The organism is Stenotrophomonas rhizophila (assembly GCF_020857975.1).
Taxonomy (GTDB): domain Bacteria; phylum Pseudomonadota; class Gammaproteobacteria; order Xanthomonadales; family Xanthomonadaceae; genus Stenotrophomonas; species Stenotrophomonas rhizophila_C.
In genome coordinates this window covers 84893-103247 of sequence record NZ_JACWUO010000008.1, presented here as the reverse complement: position 1 = coordinate 103247, position 18355 = coordinate 84893, and the positions used below count along the sequence as shown (strand labels likewise).

The 18355-nt window shown below is 70.4% G+C and carries 17 protein-coding genes; 3 read left to right on the top strand and 14 right to left on the bottom strand.

The window, feature by feature from the left end; translation table 11 throughout:
• Positions 1-5 precede the first annotated feature (5 nt).
• The 9 genes from IC535_RS09940 to IC535_RS09900 all read right to left on the bottom strand — a co-directional run bounded on the left by IC535_RS09940 (position 6) and on the right by IC535_RS09900 (position 10603).
• A complete protein-coding gene (locus IC535_RS09940) occupies positions 6-1304 on the bottom strand; it encodes a DUF58 domain-containing protein (RefSeq protein WP_228886092.1) in 1299 nt (432 codons plus the stop codon).
• A gap of 37 nt (positions 1305-1341) precedes the next feature.
• Entirely contained in the window at positions 1342-2355 is a 1014-nt protein-coding gene (locus IC535_RS09935) for an AAA family ATPase (RefSeq protein WP_228886091.1), read from the bottom strand.
• Entirely contained in the window at positions 2352-3539 is a 1188-nt protein-coding gene (locus tag IC535_RS09930) for a DUF4350 domain-containing protein (protein WP_228886090.1), read from the bottom strand. The genes IC535_RS09935 and IC535_RS09930 overlap by 4 nt, the downstream gene beginning before the upstream one ends.
• Complete coding sequence (locus IC535_RS09925; protein ID WP_228886089.1) at positions 3536-5176, bottom strand: DUF4129 domain-containing protein; 1641 nt, start codon at positions 5174-5176, stop codon at positions 3536-3538. The genes IC535_RS09930 and IC535_RS09925 overlap by 4 nt, the downstream gene beginning before the upstream one ends.
• Positions 5166-6158, bottom strand: a complete 993-nt coding sequence (locus IC535_RS09920; protein ID WP_228886088.1) for a stage II sporulation protein M — start codon at positions 6156-6158, stop codon at positions 5166-5168. Before IC535_RS09920 ends, IC535_RS09925 begins: the two co-directional genes overlap by 11 nt.
• Positions 6155-6844 carry an RDD family protein gene (locus tag IC535_RS09915; protein ID WP_228886087.1) on the bottom strand — a complete coding sequence of 230 codons (690 nt, stop codon included), beginning with the start codon at positions 6842-6844 and terminating at the stop codon, positions 6155-6157. The genes IC535_RS09920 and IC535_RS09915 overlap by 4 nt, the downstream gene beginning before the upstream one ends.
• Before the next feature lie 167 nt (positions 6845-7011).
• Positions 7012-7542, bottom strand: coding sequence for a gamma carbonic anhydrase family protein (locus IC535_RS09910; protein ID WP_228886086.1), 531 nt, complete (start codon positions 7540-7542; stop codon positions 7012-7014).
• Between the two features lie 124 nt (positions 7543-7666).
• Complete coding sequence (mnmG, locus tag IC535_RS09905) at positions 7667-9556, bottom strand: tRNA uridine-5-carboxymethylaminomethyl(34) synthesis enzyme MnmG (RefSeq protein WP_228886085.1); 1890 nt, start codon at positions 9554-9556, stop codon at positions 7667-7669.
• A gap of 537 nt (positions 9557-10093) precedes the next feature.
• Positions 10094-10603, bottom strand: a complete 510-nt coding sequence (locus tag IC535_RS09900; RefSeq protein ID WP_228886084.1) for a hypothetical protein — start codon at positions 10601-10603, stop codon at positions 10094-10096.
• Positions 10604-10872: 269 nt separating this feature from the next.
• Between IC535_RS09900 and IC535_RS09895 the strand changes: the two genes are divergently transcribed.
• Positions 10873-11832 carry a pyridoxal-phosphate dependent enzyme gene (locus IC535_RS09895; protein ID WP_228886083.1) on the top strand — a complete coding sequence of 320 codons (960 nt, stop codon included), beginning with the start codon at positions 10873-10875 and terminating at the stop codon, positions 11830-11832.
• The gene (locus IC535_RS09890) at positions 11817-12428 is read left to right on the top strand and encodes a YdcF family protein (RefSeq protein WP_228886082.1); all 612 of its coding nucleotides are present in this window, start codon (positions 11817-11819) and stop codon (positions 12426-12428) included. Before IC535_RS09895 ends, IC535_RS09890 begins: the two co-directional genes overlap by 16 nt.
• A 132-nt stretch (positions 12429-12560) precedes the next feature.
• Here the strand turns inward: IC535_RS09890 and bioC are convergent, their stop codons facing one another.
• The 5 genes from bioC to bioB form a co-directional block, all read right to left on the bottom strand.
• Complete coding sequence (gene bioC / locus IC535_RS09885) at positions 12561-13448, bottom strand: malonyl-ACP O-methyltransferase BioC (RefSeq protein ID WP_228886081.1); 888 nt, start codon at positions 13446-13448, stop codon at positions 12561-12563.
• A 35-nt stretch (positions 13449-13483) separates the two neighbouring features.
• Entirely contained in the window at positions 13484-14266 is a 783-nt protein-coding gene (locus IC535_RS09880) for an SDR family oxidoreductase (RefSeq protein ID WP_228886080.1), read from the bottom strand.
• Between the two features lie 59 nt (positions 14267-14325).
• A complete protein-coding gene (bioH, locus tag IC535_RS09875) occupies positions 14326-15087 on the bottom strand; it encodes a pimeloyl-ACP methyl ester esterase BioH (RefSeq protein WP_228886174.1) in 762 nt (253 codons plus the stop codon).
• 16 nt (positions 15088-15103) lie between these two features.
• The gene (gene bioF / locus IC535_RS09870) at positions 15104-16315 is read right to left on the bottom strand and encodes an 8-amino-7-oxononanoate synthase (RefSeq protein ID WP_228886079.1); all 1212 of its coding nucleotides are present in this window, start codon (positions 16313-16315) and stop codon (positions 15104-15106) included.
• An 85-nt stretch (positions 16316-16400) separates the two neighbouring features.
• Complete coding sequence (bioB, locus tag IC535_RS09865) at positions 16401-17450, bottom strand: biotin synthase BioB (protein WP_228886078.1); 1050 nt, start codon at positions 17448-17450, stop codon at positions 16401-16403.
• 250 nt (positions 17451-17700) lie between these two features.
• Here bioB and IC535_RS09860 point away from each other — a divergent pair, with 250 nt between their 5' ends.
• A complete protein-coding gene (locus IC535_RS09860; RefSeq protein WP_267472974.1) occupies positions 17701-18240 on the top strand; it encodes a helix-turn-helix transcriptional regulator in 540 nt (179 codons plus the stop codon).
• Positions 18241-18355 lie beyond the last annotated feature (115 nt).

The following is an 18355-nucleotide window of genomic DNA, read 5'->3' as shown; positions in this document are numbered from 1 at the left end:
CGCGGTTACAGCAACCCGTCGCGTTTCACCGCCAGATACCGTTCCACCAGCGCGCCGGGCAGCGCATCGGCGGTGACGTCCAGCACCATCACCCGGTGGCTGCGCAGGGCTTCATGGGCTTCGTTGCGCTGCTGCAGGTAGCGCGCGATCGCGCCGGCCTGGGTGGCGTCCTGCAGGGTTTCCACCGGCTGCTCCAGCGCCGTGTCCAGCTCGCGCTCGCGCAGGCTGGCCACGCACACCAGGTGCTGGCGCTGCAGCAGGCGCACCGCCGCCAGCAGGTCTTCGATGTCTTCATCGCGCACATTGGTGACCAGCATCACCAGCGAGCGGCGGCGCTGGCGCAGCGACAGTTCGGTGGCCGCGGCCAGGTAATCGGTGGCCACCGGGCGCGCCTGCAGGTCGTAGCTGGCGCGCAGCAGCGCGTCGATCGCGCCCATGCCGCGCTGCGGGGCCACCCAGCGGCTGTCGCCGCCGCTGGCGAACAGGCCCACGCCGTCGCCCTGGCGCAGCGCCAGGTAGGACACCACCAGCGATGCGTTGAGCACGTGGTCGAAATGCGACAGGCCGCCTTCGCTGGCCATCATGCGCCGGCCGGTATCGATCATCAGCAGCAGCTGCTGGTTCTTTTCGTCCTGGTATTCGCGCGAAATCAGCTTGCGCGCGCGCGAGGTGGCCTTCCAGTCGATCTGGCGCAGGCTGTCGCCGACCCGGTACTCGCGCATCTGGTGGAAGTCGGTGCCTTCGCCACGGCGCCGCTTGAGATGCGCGCCGACCAGCCGCGAGGCCTGTTCGGCGCTGAACAGCGCAAACCGGGTCAGCGGCGCGAAGTTGGGATACACCCGTACGGTCAGTGCCGGTGGCAGCAGCCGGCGCTGGCGCCACAGCCGCCACGGCGCGTGCACGCGCAGGTGCACGCCGTCGAAGGCGAAGCGCCCGCGCGCGGTGGGGGTGAGCGTGTACTGGATGCTGCTGGCCACCATCGGCTTGAGCGTGAGCGTGCGGGGCAAGCCCTGCAGCGCCCACTCACCGGGCACCAGGTCGAACAGTTCCACCCGCTGGCGCAGACTGGATTCCACCCGCAGCGTGGCCTGGCGTTCGACATTCAGCGCCAATGCCTCGGGCAGCTCGCGCTGGATGCTGGGCGAGGGCTGCCGCCACAGGCGCAGCAGGTCGACCAGGGCCAGCAGCGCGATGGCCGCGCCGGCGCCATACCAGGCCAGCTGCGGCCACCGCCCGAACGCCACCGGCAGCCCGAGCAACGCCCAGCCCACCAGCAGCGCCAGCAGCAGCGGGGCCGGCCTCATCGCAGCGGCCGGCAATGGTGGCGGCAGCGGTACGGGCTCATTTGCGCGGCGCTTCCACCTTGGCCAGCAGCGCGGTCAGCGCATCGTCGGCGGACTGGCCTTCGATCTGCAGTTCCGGGGCCAGCGCGATGCGGTGGCGCAACGCCGGCTTGGCGATGTCGCGCACATCATCGGGGGTGACGAAATCGCGCCCGGCCAGCACTGCCTGCGCGCGCGCGGCACGCACCAGCGCGATGCTGCCGCGCGGGCCGGCGCCCAGCGCGATGCCCGGCCACTGGCGGGTGGCGGCGACGATGCGCACGGCATAGTCGATCACCTGCGGGTCGACGGTGATCGCTGCGGTGGCCTGCTGCAGCGCCACCACTTCGGCGGCGGTCAGCACGCGCGGCACCTGGGACAAATCGAAGTCGGCCGCGCTGCGCCCGGTGGTGATCGCATCGACCATGCGTTTTTCGTCTTCCAGCTGCGGGTAGTCGATCAGCACCTTGAGCAGGAAACGGTCCAGCTGCGCTTCGGGCAACGGGTAGGTGCCCTCCTGCTCGACCGGGTTCTGCGTGGCCAGCGCCAGGAACGGCGGGGTCAGCGCGAACGACTTGCCCTCGATGGTGACCTGGCCCTCCTGCATCACTTCCAGCAGCGCCGACTGGGTCTTGGCCGGGGCGCGGTTGATTTCGTCGGCCAGCAGCAGGTTGGTGAACACCGGGCCGCGGCGGATCTTGAAGCTTTCCGATTTGGGGTCGTACACCGCGTGGCCGCTGACATCGCTGGGCATCAGGTCGGGGGTGAACTGCACGCGGCCGTAGTCCAGCTCCAGTGCCTGCGCCAGTGCGCGTACCAACAGGGTCTTGCCCAGCCCGGGCACGCCTTCGATCAGCACGTGGCCGCCGGCCAGCAGCGCGATCAGGATCTGGTCGAGTACTTCGGGCTGGCCGATGAAGGCACGGCCCACCGCCTCGCGCACGGCATCCACGCGCGCGGCCAGGGTCGGCCCGGCGGCGGCCGGCGACGGTTCGGGGGGAGACAGCGGCGGCGGAACGGTCGGCTCGGTCATAGCAGGTTTCTCATCTGGATCAGCAGGCGGATGCGTTCGCGCAGGCCGGCCACGTCGTGCGAGGCCGGTGCGTGCAACGCGGTCTGGACGCGGGCGTGCGGCCAGTGCAGCAAGGTGGCGATGGCGTGCACCTGGGCGTCGCCGGCGAGTGCGGCGGCGGCCGGCGCGCGGCGCCGCAGCCGGCCCAGGAAGGCGCGGCGCACCGCGTCGTACAGCAGCGGGGTCTTGCCATAGCGCAGCAGGTGTTCGCCGCTGGCGCGGACGTGCTCCAGCAGCGAACGGCGTTCGATCGCCGGCGATGGCAACAGGCTGCCCATGCGCTGCGCGCGCAGCCACAACCAGCCCAGCAGGGCCAGCAACAGCGGCACCCACACCGGCCAGCCCTGGAAGAACAGGCGCTGCCACAGCGACGGCGGGCGCGAGGCGTACACCAGCCACATCGTGCCCTGGCCGTAGCGCGGCGCCAGCAGGTAGCGGGTCAGGTCGCGATGGGCCTTGTCGTGCAGGCCGTCGATGTTCCTGCCCGTCTTGCCGGTCGGTGCGTCGGCCGGCGCAGGGCGGCCCTGGCCCTTCATGAACTCCATGTCGGCCAGCACATCGATGCTGCCTTGGCCGTGGGCCAGCCGGGCGAACACCAGGCCGTCCTCGTCATCGCCCCAGCGGTGCGCCACGCGCATGCCCGCAGGGGCCGCCAGGACGAAGCGGCGGCCCTGGCAGAACTCGATATGGTGCGGATCATCGGCCACATGGAACGGTTGGCAGCTGCTGTCGTGTCCACGGGCATCCACGCCCAGGGCGTCCAGCAGCGGGCCGTTGCTGTCCAGGTCGGTCGGGGCGGCCGGTGGCGTGCGCACCAGCAGGTGGCCGCCGCGTGCCACCCAGGCCAGCAATGCCTGGGCGCTGTGCGGCGGCAGGTCGGCGCTGTCCTGCAGCAGCACCAGGGTGTCGTGCGGCTGCAGCGGCATGCTGGCCAGGTCCAGGCGCGGCTGCGACTGCACGCTGATGCCGTCGGCCCGCAGTGCCTGGCCGAGTACGTACAACGGGTTGTAGCTGGCTTCGCCGCGCGGGGCCAGCTGCTCGATCTCGTCGACCCGTTCGTGGGTGCGCAGGAACACGATCGCGGCCGGCACGCCGACCAGCAGCAACACCGCCCCGACCAGCAGCCAGCGCAGGCGGGTACTCATGCGCGCCACCGGAACTGTTGCAGCAGGGTGCCGGCCAGGGTGTCGAAGGCTTCGCTGGAGGGCAACTGGCCGGCATAGGCCGCGTATTGCCAGACCTGCACCATGCGTGCGAACAGGTCACGGTCGGCCGGGTCGGGCATGCGCCGCGATGCGCGCAGGCACTGCGCCTCGGTGGCACCGGGCGGCAGGTTGATCTGCGCGCGCTCGCTCATCGAATCCACGCTGGCGCGGTACAGCAGCGCCAGCGCCTGGCGCGGGCGGCCCTGTTGCCACAGCGTGCGCGCCTGCGCGGCCGGATCGGGCGGCACCACCTCGGGCAGCACGATCGCTTCTTCGACCACCGTGGCTGCCACCGCGCTGCGGCGGCCGCCGGAACCGCGCAGCCAACGCAGCCAGCGCGGTGCGGTCACCAGCAGCAGTACCAGCAGTATCCCGACCAGCCCCCACAACATCCACTCGGCGATCTGTGCCGGCAACAGCGGGCCCTTGGCGCGGCTGCGTTCGCCGCGCGCGCTGGCGGCGTCCTGCTTTTCCTTTTCCTTGCGCAGCGCTTCGTCCAGCGTGCGCTGCCAGCGGCTCACCTTGCGGGTCGGGCTCTGCAGCGGGTCTTCGTAGGCGCGCTGCACCGCCTGGCGGAAGCCGGCGGTATCGGCGCTGCGGTCGGCGAAGATCACCTCGGGGGTGTTGGCCGGATCGTTGCGGTGGTCCAGCGGTACCTCGTCTTCGTCCGCTTCATCGTCGGCCGCGTCGTCCTTGCCCAGCAGGGCATCCAGCTCCGAAGCGGCCTGCGCGCCGGCGGTGTGCGGCGCGGCCTCCTGCGCGTGCAGCGTACCGCCGGGCCAGCCCAGCACCAGCACCAGCGCCAGCAGCGGCGCTGCCTGCTGCAGGCGGGTGGCCAGGCGCCGGAACGCGATCTCCACGTCCCAGGCTTCCATTTCGGTGCGCCGGTTGAGGTACAGGCCGAAACCGGCCCCGGTGTAGAACGGCCCGATCAGGCTGGCGGCCAGCCAGAACGCCAGGTTCAGGCCCAGCAGCGCCCAGGCCGGGGTGTCTTCGCGGACCATGTCCAGTGCCGCGCGCCAGGAGTCGGACAGCAGTTCGAACGGCACGAACATGAACACCGCCGCGATGCCGCCGGCCACCAGTACCAGTTCGAACACCATGCATACCGTGGTCAGCAACAGCGCATGGAAGAAGGCGTCGCTGGCGATCGCACGGCGACGGGCGCCCTGTTGCGCGGGCGGGTTGCCTTCCAGCAGGTTGGCCGGCAGCAGCAGCGTGCGCAGCGGGCTGAAACGGCGCCAGCCCAGGTAGCCCCAGAAGCCGCTGCCGCCCCAATGCCGCTGCGCGCGCAGGGTCTGCAGTGTGCCGGGGGTGTCGCCGAACACGCCGCGCGACAGCACATACAGCGTGATCCGGTCGAACACCGGCTTGAGCCACCACATCAGCAGCCAGGCCAGGCCGAACGCATCGGCCCACCAGGCCAGCGCATTGACCAGCGCAAACAGCGGCAGGCCCAGCAGCAGGCACGGTGCCCAGATCGCCCGCGCATGCCGGCGCACCAGCGCGGTGCCCAGTTCCATCGCCTCCCAGCCGCTGCGCGCGCGCAGCACCACGTCCAGCTGCTCAATGCGCATGGCCGGCTCCGCGTCCACCACGCCACAGCCAGCCCAGCACCAGCGTCCACAACACTGCCGCCACGCCGTACTTGCCCCAGGCCGGTACCTGCGCGATGGACGACCAGAAGGCTTCGATGAAGGCGGCTACCAACAGCATCGCCGCCACGCCCAGGCACAGCCGCGCGCCGATCACCCCGCCCTCGACCAGCGCATCGACCCGCCGCCGCCGCCCGGGTGCCAGCAGCTTCATGCCCAGCTGCAGCCCGGCGCCGCCGGCGATCACGATCGCGGTCAGCTCGAACGCGCCGTGGCCGACCACGAAGCGCCAGAACGGATCGCCATGGCCGATGTGCTGCAGGTGGCCGGCCACCGCACCGATGGTCAGACCGTTGAACAGCAGCACCAGCACCGTGCCCACCCCGGCCAGCAGGCCGCTGGCGAAGGTACGCAGGCCGATGCTGATGTTGTTCATGATGTAGTGGCCGAACATCATCCAGTCGGTGCCGCTGTCGCGTCCCAGGTGGGGCGAGGCCGGGTCGTACATGCGTTCGAATTCGGCGATCTGGCCGTTGTCCATCAGCAGGTGGATCAGCTGCGGGTGCCATTGCAGCAGCGCGAAACTGCCGACCAGCGGCACCACGAACAACGCGGTGGCCACCCACATGCTGCGCGCCTGGCTGCGTACCAGCTGCGGGAAATCGGCGAACAGGAATTCCAGCGCACGCCGCCAGCGTGGTGCGGGCGTGCGGTACAGCAGGCTGTGGCCCTGCTGCATCAGCGCCTGCAGGCGGGCCACCAGCTGCGGGCTGTAGCCGCGCTTGCGCGCCAGCGCCAGCTGCTGGCACAGCCGCCGGTAGTGCTGCGGGATGTCCTCGTCGTTGAGCGTGTCGGCATTGGCGTGCTGGCGGGCGCGCCGCGCGCTGTCGCCGCGCAGCGCCAGCCACTGTTCCAGCGCCTGCCATTCGCCCTGGTAACGGGTGACGAACTGTTCCTGTCTCATCGCCGTCCCAGCAGCCAGTTGGCGATCGCGTACAGACGCAGCACGCCGACCTGGCCGGCGCCGCCGCTGAGCGGGGCGACCAGCGCGGCCAGCTCCTGCTGGCGGGGGCCGGACAGCCGTGGCGCGCGCTCGGCAAAGGCGACCACGGCCGCCTGTTCGGCCGGCTGCAGCGGTTGCGGCGGGGCCAGTACGGTATCGATGGCCAGTAGGGACACCACCGGGCGCGGGCTGTCGTGGATCACCACGGTGCCGGCCACCAGGTCGCCCAGGCGGCGCCCGTGCGCGTCGAACAGGCTCGACAGCAGCCCCAGCGCATAGGCGAACGGCAGCATGTCCACGGTGCGCAGCAGGTTGCGGGTGATCGCGGCCATCCAGCCGATCGGCGCGCCATCGCGCGACACCACCCGCAGGCCCAGCGCGCGCTTGCCCAGGGTGCGGCCCCAGCAGGCTTCCTGCACGATGGTGTAGGCCCACATCAGCAGGAACATCAACGCCAAATACAGGCCCTGGCCGAAGTCGCCGAGGAAGGCCAGCGGAATGCTGAGCACGATCAGCGCGCCCAGCCGCACCCCGAAGTCGATCGCCCAGGCCAGCGCACGCGGCACCGGGCCGGCAGCCGGCAGGTGCAGCGGCACGCCTTCGGGCGTGATCACTTCACGGTAGGTATCCAGCATCGGTGCGCTCATGGGCGCACGCGGCGGGAAAGGGGGCGCCGGAATCCTCTCCGGTCGGCTGCCAGCGGGGGCATGCGGTTCTCGACTGCTTCCTGGTCGGCTGTGGACTTTACCGTGCGGCCGCGTCGATGCCCAGCGGCAGGCGCCAGGTGGGGCGGGAACGACGCAGGCGACCGTGATCAGCCCAGGTATTGGTCCTTCAGCCGCACGTAGTGGTCGGCCGAGTAGTGCAGCGACTCGATTTCCTTGCTGCTCAGGCTGCGCACCCGACGCGCCGGGTTGCCCACCCACAGCTCGCCTTCGCCGACCACCTTGCCCGGGCCGACCACCGCCCCGGCACCGACGAAGCCGTGGGTCTCCACCCGCGCCCCGTCCAGGATGCAGGCGCCCATGCCGATCAGGCAGTAGTCGCCGATGGTGCAGGCGTGGATGATGGTGCCATGGCCGACGGTGACCCCTTCGCCGATCAGGGTGGGGTAGCCGCCCATGTTGTAGGGGCTGTGGTGGCTGACATGGATGATGGTGCCGTCCTGGATATTGCTGCGCGCGCCGATCCGGACATGGTTGACGTCGCCGCGGATCACCGTGCCCGGCCACACCGACACGTCATCGCCCAGTTCCACCTCGCCGATCAGGGTGCAGGCCGGATCGATATAGCAGCGCTGGCCCAGCACCGGGAGCTTGTCGAGGAAGGGGCGGATCGGGGACATGTTGCAGTTCCTGTGTTGGTAGTGCCGGCCGCTGGCCGGCTCATCATGGACCATGCCGCGCGATATCCACGCAACGCGTGGAGCTACGCGCATGATCGTAGATCCACGCCATGCGTGGATGGGCTTACGCCACGCGTGCGCGCCTTGCGCGTTCCAGGTGCACCAGCAGCAGCGAAATCGCCGCCGGGGTCATGCCGGGGATGCGCTGGGCCTGGCCGAGGGTCTGTGGGCGCACGCGCTCGAGTTTCTGCTGCACTTCGGCCGACAGGCCGCGCACGGCGGCATAGTCGAAATCGTTGGCGATCGCGGTGTTCTCATGGCGCTGCTGGCGCTCGATCTCCTCGCGCTGGCGGCCCAGGTAGCCGGCGTACTTGACCCCGATCTCGACCTGTTCGGCAACCTTGGCATCGGCCACTGCCGGGCCCAGCGACGGCACCTGCATCAGCGTGGCGTAGTCCAGTTCGGGGCGCTTGATCAGGTCCAGCACCGTGGTTTCGCGGCTGACCGCCACGCCCAGGGCGGCTTCCACTTCGCGGCCCAGTGCATTGCCCGGGGTGGCCCACAGCGCGCCCAGCCGCGCCGATTCGCGCGCCACCGCCTCCTGCTTGGTCTGGAATGCGCGCCAGCGGCGCTCATCGACCAGGCCCAGTTCGCGGCCGATGCCGGTCAGGCGCACATCGGCATTGTCCTCGCGCAGCTGCAACCGGTATTCGGCGCGGCTGGTGAACATGCGGTACGGCTCGGTGGTGCCGTGGGTGATCAGGTCGTCGACCAGCACGCCCAGGTAGGCCTCGTCGCGGCGCGGGCACCAGCCGCTTTCCCCGCGCACGTGGCGGGCCGCATTGATGCCGGCCAGCAGGCCCTGCGCGGCGGCTTCCTCATAGCCGGTGGTGCCGTTGATCTGGCCGGCGAAGAACAGCCCGGACACCGTCTTGGTCTGCAGCGTGTTGGCCAGCCCGCGCGGGTCGAAGTAGTCGTACTCGATCGCATAGCCGGGGCGGGTGATGTGCGCATTCTCGAAGCCGGCGATGCTGCGCACCAGGGCCAGCTGCACGTCGAACGGCAACGACGTGGAGATGCCGTTGGGATAGATTTCGACCACGTCCAGCCCTTCGGGCTCGACGAAGATCTGGTGGCTGGCCTTCTCGGCAAAACGCACCACCTTGTCCTCGATCGAGGGGCAGTAGCGCGGGCCGATGCCCTCGATCTGGCCGCTGTACAACGGCGAGCGGTGCAGCGCGCTGCGGATGATCTCGTGGGTGCGCTCGCTGGTGTGGGTGATCCAGCAACTGACCTGGGCCGGGTGCTCGGCCGCGTCGCCGAGGAAGGACATCACCGGGCGCGGGTCGTCGCCGGGCTGCTCGTCCATCACCGTGTAGTCCAGCGAACGGCCGTCGATGCGCGGCGGGGTGCCGGTCTTCAGGCGGTCGATCACGAACGGGCGCTCGCGCAGGCGCGCGGCCAGGGTGGTGGCCGGCGGGTCGCCCATGCGCCCGGCGGCGTACTGGGTCTGGCCGACGTGGATCTTGCCGGCCAGGAAGGTGCCGGCAGTCAGCACCACGGCCGGGGCATGGAAGCTCAGCCCGGTCTGGGTGACCGCCCCGCGCACGGCATCGCCGTCGATCAGCAGGTCGTCCACCGCGGCCTGGAACACGGTCAGGTTCGACTGGGCCTCGACGATCTGGCGGATCGCCATGCGGTACAGGTTGCGATCGGCCTGGCAGCGGGTGGCGCGCACGGCCGGGCCCTTGGAGGCGTTAAGGGTGCGCCACTGGATGCCGGCGCGGTCGGCGGCATGCGCCATGGCACCGCCGAGTGCGTCGATTTCCTTGACCAGGTGGCCCTTGCCGATGCCGCCGATGGCCGGATTGCAGCTCATCGCGCCGATGGTTTCCACGTTGTGGGTCAGCAGCAGGGTGCGCGCACCGCTGCGCGCGGCCGCCAGCGCGGCTTCGGTGCCGGCGTGGCCGCCGCCGATCACGATGACGTCGTAGCGGTAGAAGGAGTCGGTCATGGGGTGGGGCTCGGGCGGGCGGCAACGGCCCGGATCAGCCCTGGGGCAGGGCGCGGGTGGCGATTTTAACGCCAATCGTGCGGGCCGACGAAAACAACCCTCAAGTTGGCACGTTTTCTGCAGATAACCCAATAGCACCCAGGATGGCAGGCGCCATTGGCGCTACGGACGGGAATTGGAACAGGGGCCGGTCCATGCGCATCCCGGGGAAGCAGAAGGGCCGGCAGTCGGGGGACTGCCGGCCCTGTTTTTTTTCTGCGCCGGTGGCCGCGGCCAGGCCAGCCAGGCCGGTGCCGGGCCCGGAGCAGGCCACCCGGAACAAGCCCGCCCAGAAACAAAAGGCCCCGCCATTGGCGGGGCCTTCTGCTTGAGAGGTGCCGACATCCGACAGGGCCGGAACAGGGGGGATCCAGATGTTCCTGTCGGATATCGACATAGAGCTGTTTGTGACGCCCTGTGTCGCTTTTGTCACTTTTCGACCGAGGCCGTCACTGCGCGCCTAGATTGAACCGCTCGGCACGTGAAAATCAAGATGGATCAGGGCTCAACTGTGCGCTGGTTCAAATTCCGCCATGGGGAACCGTTCATCCTGGGCTGCGATGGACGCGGTGCCTGGGCCGGACGTGCCTGCGGCGGCGGCGACGGACGCTGCTGTGGCTGCGGGCGCGACCCGACCGAGTCCAGGTTCCGCCACGGCGAGCCGCCGTTGTAGGAAGGACGCGGGCGATCGGGCGGGCGCACGTTGCCGCCGTTGCCGTTGCCCGGGCGCGGCGGCGGGCGGTGGTTGTGCGGCGGGCGGTAGTTTGGATACGGCCGGTAGTTCGGGTAGGGGCGATAGGCGGGATAGCCGTAGCCACCGCCACCGTAATAGCCACCGCCGTAATAGCCGCTGCCGTAACCGTTGGGATAGCCATAGGGGTAGCGGTATTCCACCGACGGTGCCCCGTGGTAGTAACCGTTGCCGCCACCACCGCCGACGTAGTCGTAGGTGGCGCAGCCGGACAGGGCCAGCAGCAGGCCACCGGCGAAGATCAGGCGCATTTTCATGATGGGTCCCCCCAGAGGGTGTAGGTGCAGCTTCAGCCCGGCGCATTGAATCGGCCCTTAACTACGCACCTTAACGGTGTCGGAGGGCGATACGCCAGAGCGCGCTGGCGGGTGCAGGCGCTGACGCCGCCCACAGGCGAGGTTGCCGCGCCTGGGCCCGCTGCGCGTTGCGCGGGAAGCTTGCGCCGATCTGAATGGAGGATTGCCGTGGCCGGGGCATCCCCCGGTGGCAGGCGATGCGAGCGCGGGGCATACGTTAATCTTGCGTCATGAGCGATTCACCCTTGCCCTGTGTCGACGATCTGCTGGCCGCCGCTGCACGCATCGCCCCGTATGCCAGCGTGACCCCGGTGCTGGGTTCGCACGTGCTCGACGGGCTGGCGGGCGCTTGTCTGGCGTTCAAGGCCGAGCACCTGCAGCGCGGCGGGGCGTTCAAGTTCCGCGGCGCCTGCAATGCGGTGTGGGCGCTGGACGCGGCGCAGGCCGCACGCGGGGTGGTCACCCATTCGTCCGGCAACCATGGCGCGGCGCTGGCGCTGGCGGCGCGCACCCGCGACATCGCCTGCCATGTGGTGGTGCCCGAGGGCGCAGTGGCGGCCAAGCTGGCCAACATCGTCCGCCATGGCGCGACCATGTGGCGCTGCGCGGCCGGGATCGCCGCGCGCGAGGCGATGTGCGCCCAGGTCCAGGCCGAAACCGGGGCGACCCTGGTGCACCCCTACGCCGACCGCCAGGTGATCGCCGGGCAGGGCACGGCCGCGCTGGAACTGCTGCACAGCCATGGCCCGTTCGACGTGATGGTGGTGCCGGTGGGCGGGGGCGGCCTGGCGGCGGGGACGCAGCTGGCGCTGCAGGCGGTGGCTGCGCAGACCCGGCTGGTGTTGGCCGAGCCGGAGGGCGCGGCCGATACCGCGCGTTCGCTGGCCGCCGGCCAGCGCCGCATCGATTTCAGCCCCGACACGATCTGCGATGGCCTGCGCGGCACCCTGGGCGAACCCAATTTCGCGCTGCTGCACCCGGCGGCCAGCGTGATCACCGTCACCGACGCGGACACCGTGGCGGCGATGCGGCTGATCTGGCAGGTGCTCAAGCAGGTGGTGGAACCGTCTTCGGCGATCGCCCTGGCGGCGGTGCTGTCTGCGCCGGCGCGGTTTGCCGGGCAGCGGGTCGGGGTGGTGCTGTCCGGCGGCAACGTCGACCTGGACGCGCTGCCATGGGCGGGCGCATGAGCCGGCGGGGCGGGGTGGGCGTGCTGGGCTGGCTGTGGCGGCTGTGCATCGCGCTGGTGGCCTGGCTGCTGTGCGTGACCACCTGGATTGTGTGGGTGGGCGAGCGCGACCAGGCGGCCAAGGCCGATGCGATCATCGTGCTGGGTGCGGCCGCCTACGATGCCAAGCCCTCGCCGGTGTTCGAAGAGCGCATCCGCCACGGCCTGGACCTGTACCAGCACGGCTATGCGCCGCTGCTGATCTTCACCGGCGGCTATGGCGGCAGCGGCGCGCGCTTTTCCGAATCGCAGGTGGCGCGCCGCTATGCGCTCAAGCAGGGCGTGCCGGATGAGGCGATCCTGATCGAGACCGCCTCGCGCACCACCCGGCAGAACCTGATCGAAGCGCGCCGGTTGATGCAGCAGCGCAAGCTGCACCGGGTGATCATCGTCAGCGATCCGCTGCATATGGCGCGCGCGCTGCGCCTGGCGCGCGAGCTGGGCATCGATGCGCTGGCGTCCTCGACGCCGAGCACGCGTTTCCGCAGCTTCCACACCAGCTGGCGGTTCCTGGTGCAGGAAATCTACTTCTTCCACCGCGACCTGTTCCCGGCGTAGAGCGGGGGCTCTGCCCCGCTGCCTTGCGCAATGCGAACCGCCAACGGCAGCCGGGTAGAACCCGGCGCTACGGTTGGCGTGCGGTCTGTTCTCGACGTCGTAGAGCGGGGCTCTGCCCCGCTGCCCTGCGCATCAGGTGTTGCGCCGCCGGATCGGAATCGCCGAGACCGGTACGCTGGCCACGTCGTGGCCGTGTTCGCGGATAGGCGCGCCGGCCTCCGGTGCCCATGCATGCGCATAGATCACTTCCCAGCTGCTGGGCAGCTTGCCGTCGGCGCGGCGCAGCGGCTCGTAGGCGGCGCGCGCGGCGTCGAAACGGCCGCGCCCGGTCAGCGTATGGCGGCGGTCGTGGCGGGCGTTGGTGGCGCCGATGGCCTGCAGTTCGCGCATCAGCGCGGTCAGGTCGGGGTAGGTCAGGGTGAACAGGTCGCGGTCCAGCACCGGGTCGCGGAAACCGGACATCATCAGCGCATCGCCGAACTGCGCGATCGGCGCAAAGCGGCTGACGTGCGGCACCGTGTCGGCCTGGGCGAAGGCCTCGCGCAGTTCGACCAGCGTTTCCGGCCCGAAGGTGGAGCACACCAGCAGCCCGCCGGGCTTGAGTGCGCGGCGGAAACCGGCGAACACCGCCGGCAGGTCTTCCACCCATTGCAGGCACAGATTGCTGAAGATCACATCCACGCTCTGGTCCAGCAGCGGCAGGGCCTGCGCATCGCCGCACACGCGCGCGAACGGCTTCCACCAGCCGGCCTGCCTGCGCGCCTGGTGCAGCATCGGCTCGGCCAGGTCCAGCGCGATCACCTGCGCCTTGGGCCAGCGCTTCTTCATCGCCGCACTGGCGTGGCCGGTGCCGCTGCCGATATCCAGCACCACCTGCGGTTGGCGGTTTTCCAGGTAATCCAGCGATTCCAGCAGGCGCTTTTCCACTTCGCGCTGCAGCGCGGCGGCGGCATCGTAGCTGCTGGCGGCGCGCGAGAACGCGCGGCGGACATGGTGGGGGTCGAAAAAACGGGAGGTCATGGGGGTACTCGATGCAGACGCGGTGTTGCGTGGGGTCAGAAGGTGCCCGGGTAGGCGCCGCCGTCGATCAGCAGGTTCTGCCCGGTGATGTAGCCGGCCTGGGCGCTGCACAGGAACGCGCAGGCGGCGCCGAATTCGTCGGCGGTGCCGAAGCGGCCGGCGGGAATATGGGTACGCTTGCGCTCGGCGACCTGGCCGGCGTCGATGCCCTGCTGCTGCGCCAGGTAGGCGAAGTTGCCACGCAGGCGGTCGGTGTCGAACTGGCCGGGCAGCAGGTTGTTGAGGGTGACGTTGTGGGCCACGGTCTTGCGCGCCAGGCCGGCGACGAAGCCGGTCAATCCCGAGCGGGCGCCGTTGGACAGCCCGAGGATGTCGATCGGTGCCTTCACCGAGGACGAGGTGATGTTGACGATGCGGCCGAAGCCGCGTTCGATCATGCCGTCCAGGGTCGCCTTGATCAGTTCGATCGGGGCCAGCATGTTGGCGTCCAGCGCGGCGATCCAGTCCTCGCGGCTGAACTGGCGGAAATCGCCGGCCGGTGGGCCGCCGGCGTTGTTGACCAGGATGTCCACCTGCGGGCAGGCCGCCAAGGCCGCCTGGCGGCCGGCGTCGGTGGTGATGTCGGCGACCACCCCTACCACGCTGTGCGCGCCGGGCAGCGCCCGCAGCTCCAGCACGGCGCGCTCAAGCGCGTCTTCGCCTCGCGCGGCCACCACCACGTTGACGCCCTCGCGCACCAGCGCCCGCGCGCAGCCCAGGCCCAATCCCTTGCTGGCGGCGCAGACCAGGGCCCAGCGTCCGGTGATTCCAAGATCCATGGCTCAGCTCCGTGGTGATTGGCAGGCGTACATGATCGGTGATGCGTGCGGCCAATGGCTCAGGGTAGCGCGGCAACAAAGTGTTGCAGCAGGGCGGCGACCTGGTCGGCATGGCCGAGGAACGGCGCATGGCCGCCGTGGGCGATCACCTGCGCCTGCGCGCCCGGCGCCAGCGCCGCGGCGGCCTGCATCGCGTGCGCCGACACCAGCCGGTCGCGCTGCCCGGCCAGCCACAGGCTGGGCTTGCCCAGCCCGGGCAGGGCGCCGCGCAGGTCGGCGGTTTCCAGCAGGCGCAAGCCTTCGTGCAGCGCACGTGGGGCCGGCTCGCCGCGGGCGATGAGCATCCCGCGCAGCGTGCGCAGTTCCTGCCGGGCGTGCTCGGAGCCGATCGCATCCAGGGCCAGGAAGCGTTCCAGGGTGCCGCGATAGTCCTGGGCCAGGTCCTGGCCGAACTGTTGGAACACCGCCGGCTCGACCGCATGCGGCCAGTGGTCGCCACGCACGAAACGCGGGGTGGCAGCGATCATCGCCAGCGCGCGCACCTGCGGCAGCGTGGCGGCGGCATGCAGGGCGAACAGCCCGCCCAGCGACCAGCCGCACCACACTGCCGGCGGGGTGGCCGCGGCGATCGCGTTGACCACGTGCGGCAAGCGCAGCGGAGTGGCGTCGTCGCCGCTGGCGCCATGCCCGGGCAGATCGACCAGGTGCAGCTGGTACTGCCCCGACAGGCGCTCGACCAGGGGCGCAAACACCCCGCCGTGCAGCGCCCAGCCATGGATCAGGACCAGCGCCGGGCCCTGGCCGACTACCTCGATATGCAGGCTCACCGCGACCGGCTCACGCGCTCAGGGCATCCAGCGACTGCTGGCGCAGCACGGTGTCGCGCGCATGGGCGATCGCTTCGGTGAGCGAGCGCACCTGGGCCGGGGTATGCAGCGCCGACAGGGTCACGCGCAGCCGCGCCTTGCCTTCAGGCACGGTCGGCGGGCGGATCGCGCCGACCAGGAAGCCGGACGCTTCCAGTGCGGCCGACAGCGCCATCGCCGTGGTTTCGGCGCCGCACAGCAGCGGCTGGATCGGCGTATCGGAAGGCATCAGCTCCAGCCCGTGCTGGCGTGCACCGGCGCGGAACCCACCGACCAGCTCGGCCAGCTTCTGCCGGCGCCAATCATCGCGGCGGGCCAGCTTCACCGCAGCCAGCGACGCGGCGGCCTGGGCCGGTGGCAGCGCGGTGGTGTAGATGTACGGGCGCGCGGTTTCGGCCAGGTGCCCGATCAACGCGTCATCGCCGAGCACCACCGCGCCGGCGCCGCCCAGCGCCTTGCCCAGCGTGGCCAGCTGCAGCGGCACATCGGCCACCCCCAACCCGGCGTCGGCGACGCAGCCACGGCCGTGCTGGCCGACCACGCCGATGCCATGCGCGTCGTCCACGTACAGCAGCGCCTCCTGCATGCGCGCCACCAGCGACAGCGAACGCAGCGGGGCGATGTCGCCATCCATGCTGAAGACCCCGTCGGTGGCCAGCATCGCCGCGCCATTGGCGGCATGCTTGAGCTGGCGCAGCGCGCCTTCGCTGTCCAGGTGCGGGTAGCGGCGCAGCCGGCAGCCGGCCAGGCGCGAGGCATCCAGCAGGCTGGCGTGGTTGAGCCGGTCCTGCACGCAGACATCGTCTTCTTCGCTCAACAGCGCCTGCTGCACCGCCAGGTTGGCGGCAAAACCGCTGCCGAACAGCAGCGCACGCGGGTAGCCCAGCCAGTCGGCCATTTCCCGCTCGAGGGCATCGTGCGCGGCGTGGTGGCCGCAGACCAGGTGCGAGCCGGTGGCGCCGATGCCTTCGCGGGCGGCGGCGTCCTGCAGCGCGCTGACCACCCCGAACTGCTGCGACAGGCCCAGGTAGTCATTGCTGCAGAAGCCGGTCAACCACTGGCCATTGATCTCCAACTGCACGCCATCGCGACGGGTCACGGTGCGGCGCACGCGGATGCGGCCCTGCGCCTCGCTGAGCTTGCGCTGTGCCTGGATGCGGTCGTGCAGGTCGGGGCGGGCCATGGTGGTCGGCTGGCATGGATGGGCGGCTAGCGTACCCGGTTGCCGGGCGCGGCGCTGCCTGGCCGGGGCCGGCGCCGGGCCGGCCTCAGGCGGCGCGCTCATCGGCCCGGCCGGTGCTGCCCTGGGCCTGGGTGATGTCGGCATGGACCGTGCCCGGGTGGTCGTGGTGGGCGGCGTCCACCGTCACCGCCATCGGGCGCAGGCCCAGCCGGTCGAACAGGGCCAGGTCGCGCGCGGTGTCCGGGTTGCCGGTGGTCAGCAGTTTTTCCCCGTAGAAGATCGAGTTGGCCCCGGCCAGGAAACACAGCGCCTGCAGCTCGTCGCTCATCGCTTCGCGCCCGGCCGACAGCCGTACCATCGCCGCGGGCATGACGATCCGGGCCACGGCGATCATCCGTACGAACTCGAACGGGTCCAGTTCGGCGGTGCCGTGCAGCGGGGTGCCGGCCACCTGCACCAGCCGGTTGATCGGCACCGAGTCGGGGTGGGTGGGCAGGTTGGCCAGCGCCTGCAGCAGCCCGGCGCGGTGGTCGCGGGTTTCGCCCATGCCGACGATGCCGCCGCAGCAGGTCTTCAGCCCGGCTTCGCGGACGTGGCCCAGCGTGTCCAGGCGGTCCTGGTACTGGCGGGTATGGATGATCGAGTCGTAGAAGTCCGGCGCGGTGTCCAGGTTGTGGTTGTAGTAGTCCAGCCCGGCCTGGCGCAGCGCCACGGCCTGGTCGCCGCTGAGCATGCCCAGGGTGGCGCAGGTTTCCAGCCCCAGCGCCTTCACTTCGGCGATCATCGCCGCCACCTTGGGGATGTCGCGATCCTTGGGCGAGCGCCAGGCCGCACCCATGCAGAACCGCGACGCGCCCGCCGCCTTGGCCTGGCGGGCCTTGGCCACCACGTCCTCGGTGGCCATCAGCTTCTGCGCATCCACCCCGGTGCTGTAGCGCTGGGCCTGCGGGCAATACGCGCAATCTTCGGGGCAACCGCCGGTCTTCACCGAGAGCAGGGTGGACACCTGTACTTCGGCGGGATCGAAGTGGGCGCGGTGCACGCTGGCGGCGCGGTGCAGCAGCTCCGGGAGCGGCAGTGCCAGCAGGGCCAGCAGTTCGTCGCGATGCCAGTCGTGGCGGATGACCGAAGCCATGAGGGTGGTCCTGACAGGGGTGAAAGGGCGGCAGTCTGGTCAGGCGGGCACCTTCTGTCAACCTATCTATAAGCTCTAAGGTTTACAGTGGATATCTATGCAAGCATTGAAAATGTCGAATAAAAATTACATGTCGACCCAGAGGGATGGATTAATCCATCATTCCATTCTGTCCGGGATCTGAAGCCAGACCGCTGGAGCGTGATGGATTGAATTGACATTGCGGCCGCGTGTGATGTTTTAATGCAGCATGGCAAAGCGAACTCCCCCAACCAGACCCGGTCACGCCAGGCGCATCGCCGGGCTTGGCCTGCGGCTGCGCACGGCCCGGCTCGCCCGCGGCATGAGCCAGGCCACTCTGGCCGAGCGGGTCGGGGTGGACCGCACCACCATCGGCAAGCTCGAAGCGGGCGATGCGGGCACCAGCCTGTCCACGGTGTTGCGGGTGTTGTCCGCGCTGGGCCTGGAGCAGGACATCGACAGGATCGCCGCCGACGATGTGGTGGGGCGCCAACTGGCGGCCAACCGCCTGCGCCGGCCGGCGCCGCGCCGCAAGCCGGGCGGGTACGCCGTGGCCGAAGCGCAGCCGGGAAGCAGCCTGCACGATGGCGCCGACCGTGATCGGGCCGCCCGCAGCGGCGTCCACGAACCGCAGGCCGCCGAGGCGGGCGCGGCAGCGGACCGGCAGGGCGATGCGCAGGTCGACCGCCCCGGCCTGGCCGAGGCCGGGGACGACCGCTACCGCCTGGTGTCCAGCCAGCGCCCGCCCCGTCTTCCCAAAGGGCGCTGAACATGGCCGCCCAGGCGCAGATCGTACCGACCTGTGGCTGGACGGGGCGATGGGCGGAGCAAGGCAACCCGAGATCGAGTTGATGGAAATGGTGATCGACCCACGGCGGTGAACA

Bases quoted from the DNA above. Each gene is read 5' to 3' on its own strand.
- IC535_RS09860 (WP_267472974.1), top strand. From the start codon at position 17,701: ATGGCAAAGCGAACTCCCCCAACCAGACCCGGTCACGCCAGGCGCATC.
- IC535_RS09935 (WP_228886091.1), bottom strand. From the start codon at position 2,355: ATGACCGAGCCGACCGTTCCGCCGCCGCTGTCTCCCCCCGAACCGTCG.
- mnmG (WP_228886085.1), bottom strand. From the start codon at position 9,556: ATGACCGACTCCTTCTACCGCTACGACGTCATCGTGATCGGCGGCGGC.
- IC535_RS09890 (WP_228886082.1), top strand. From the start codon at position 11,817: ATGGGCGGGCGCATGAGCCGGCGGGGCGGGGTGGGCGTGCTGGGCTGG.
- bioB (WP_228886078.1), bottom strand. From the start codon at position 17,450: ATGGCTTCGGTCATCCGCCACGACTGGCATCGCGACGAACTGCTGGCC.
- IC535_RS09900 (WP_228886084.1), bottom strand. From the start codon at position 10,603: ATGAAAATGCGCCTGATCTTCGCCGGTGGCCTGCTGCTGGCCCTGTCC.
- IC535_RS09915 (WP_228886087.1), bottom strand. From the start codon at position 6,844: ATGAGCGCACCGATGCTGGATACCTACCGTGAAGTGATCACGCCCGAA.
- bioC (WP_228886081.1), bottom strand. From the start codon at position 13,448: ATGACCTCCCGTTTTTTCGACCCCCACCATGTCCGCCGCGCGTTCTCG.
- IC535_RS09925 (WP_228886089.1), bottom strand. From the start codon at position 5,176: ATGCGCATTGAGCAGCTGGACGTGGTGCTGCGCGCGCGCAGCGGCTGG.
- IC535_RS09930 (WP_228886090.1), bottom strand. From the start codon at position 3,539: ATGAGTACCCGCCTGCGCTGGCTGCTGGTCGGGGCGGTGTTGCTGCTG.
- IC535_RS09895 (WP_228886083.1), top strand. From the start codon at position 10,873: ATGAGCGATTCACCCTTGCCCTGTGTCGACGATCTGCTGGCCGCCGCT.
- bioF (WP_228886079.1), bottom strand. From the start codon at position 16,315: ATGGCCCGCCCCGACCTGCACGACCGCATCCAGGCACAGCGCAAGCTC.
- IC535_RS09940 (WP_228886092.1), bottom strand. From the start codon at position 1,304: ATGAGGCCGGCCCCGCTGCTGCTGGCGCTGCTGGTGGGCTGGGCGTTG.
- IC535_RS09910 (WP_228886086.1), bottom strand. From the start codon at position 7,542: ATGTCCCCGATCCGCCCCTTCCTCGACAAGCTCCCGGTGCTGGGCCAG.
- IC535_RS09920 (WP_228886088.1), bottom strand. From the start codon at position 6,158: ATGAGACAGGAACAGTTCGTCACCCGTTACCAGGGCGAATGGCAGGCG.
- IC535_RS09880 (WP_228886080.1), bottom strand. From the start codon at position 14,266: ATGGATCTTGGAATCACCGGACGCTGGGCCCTGGTCTGCGCCGCCAGC.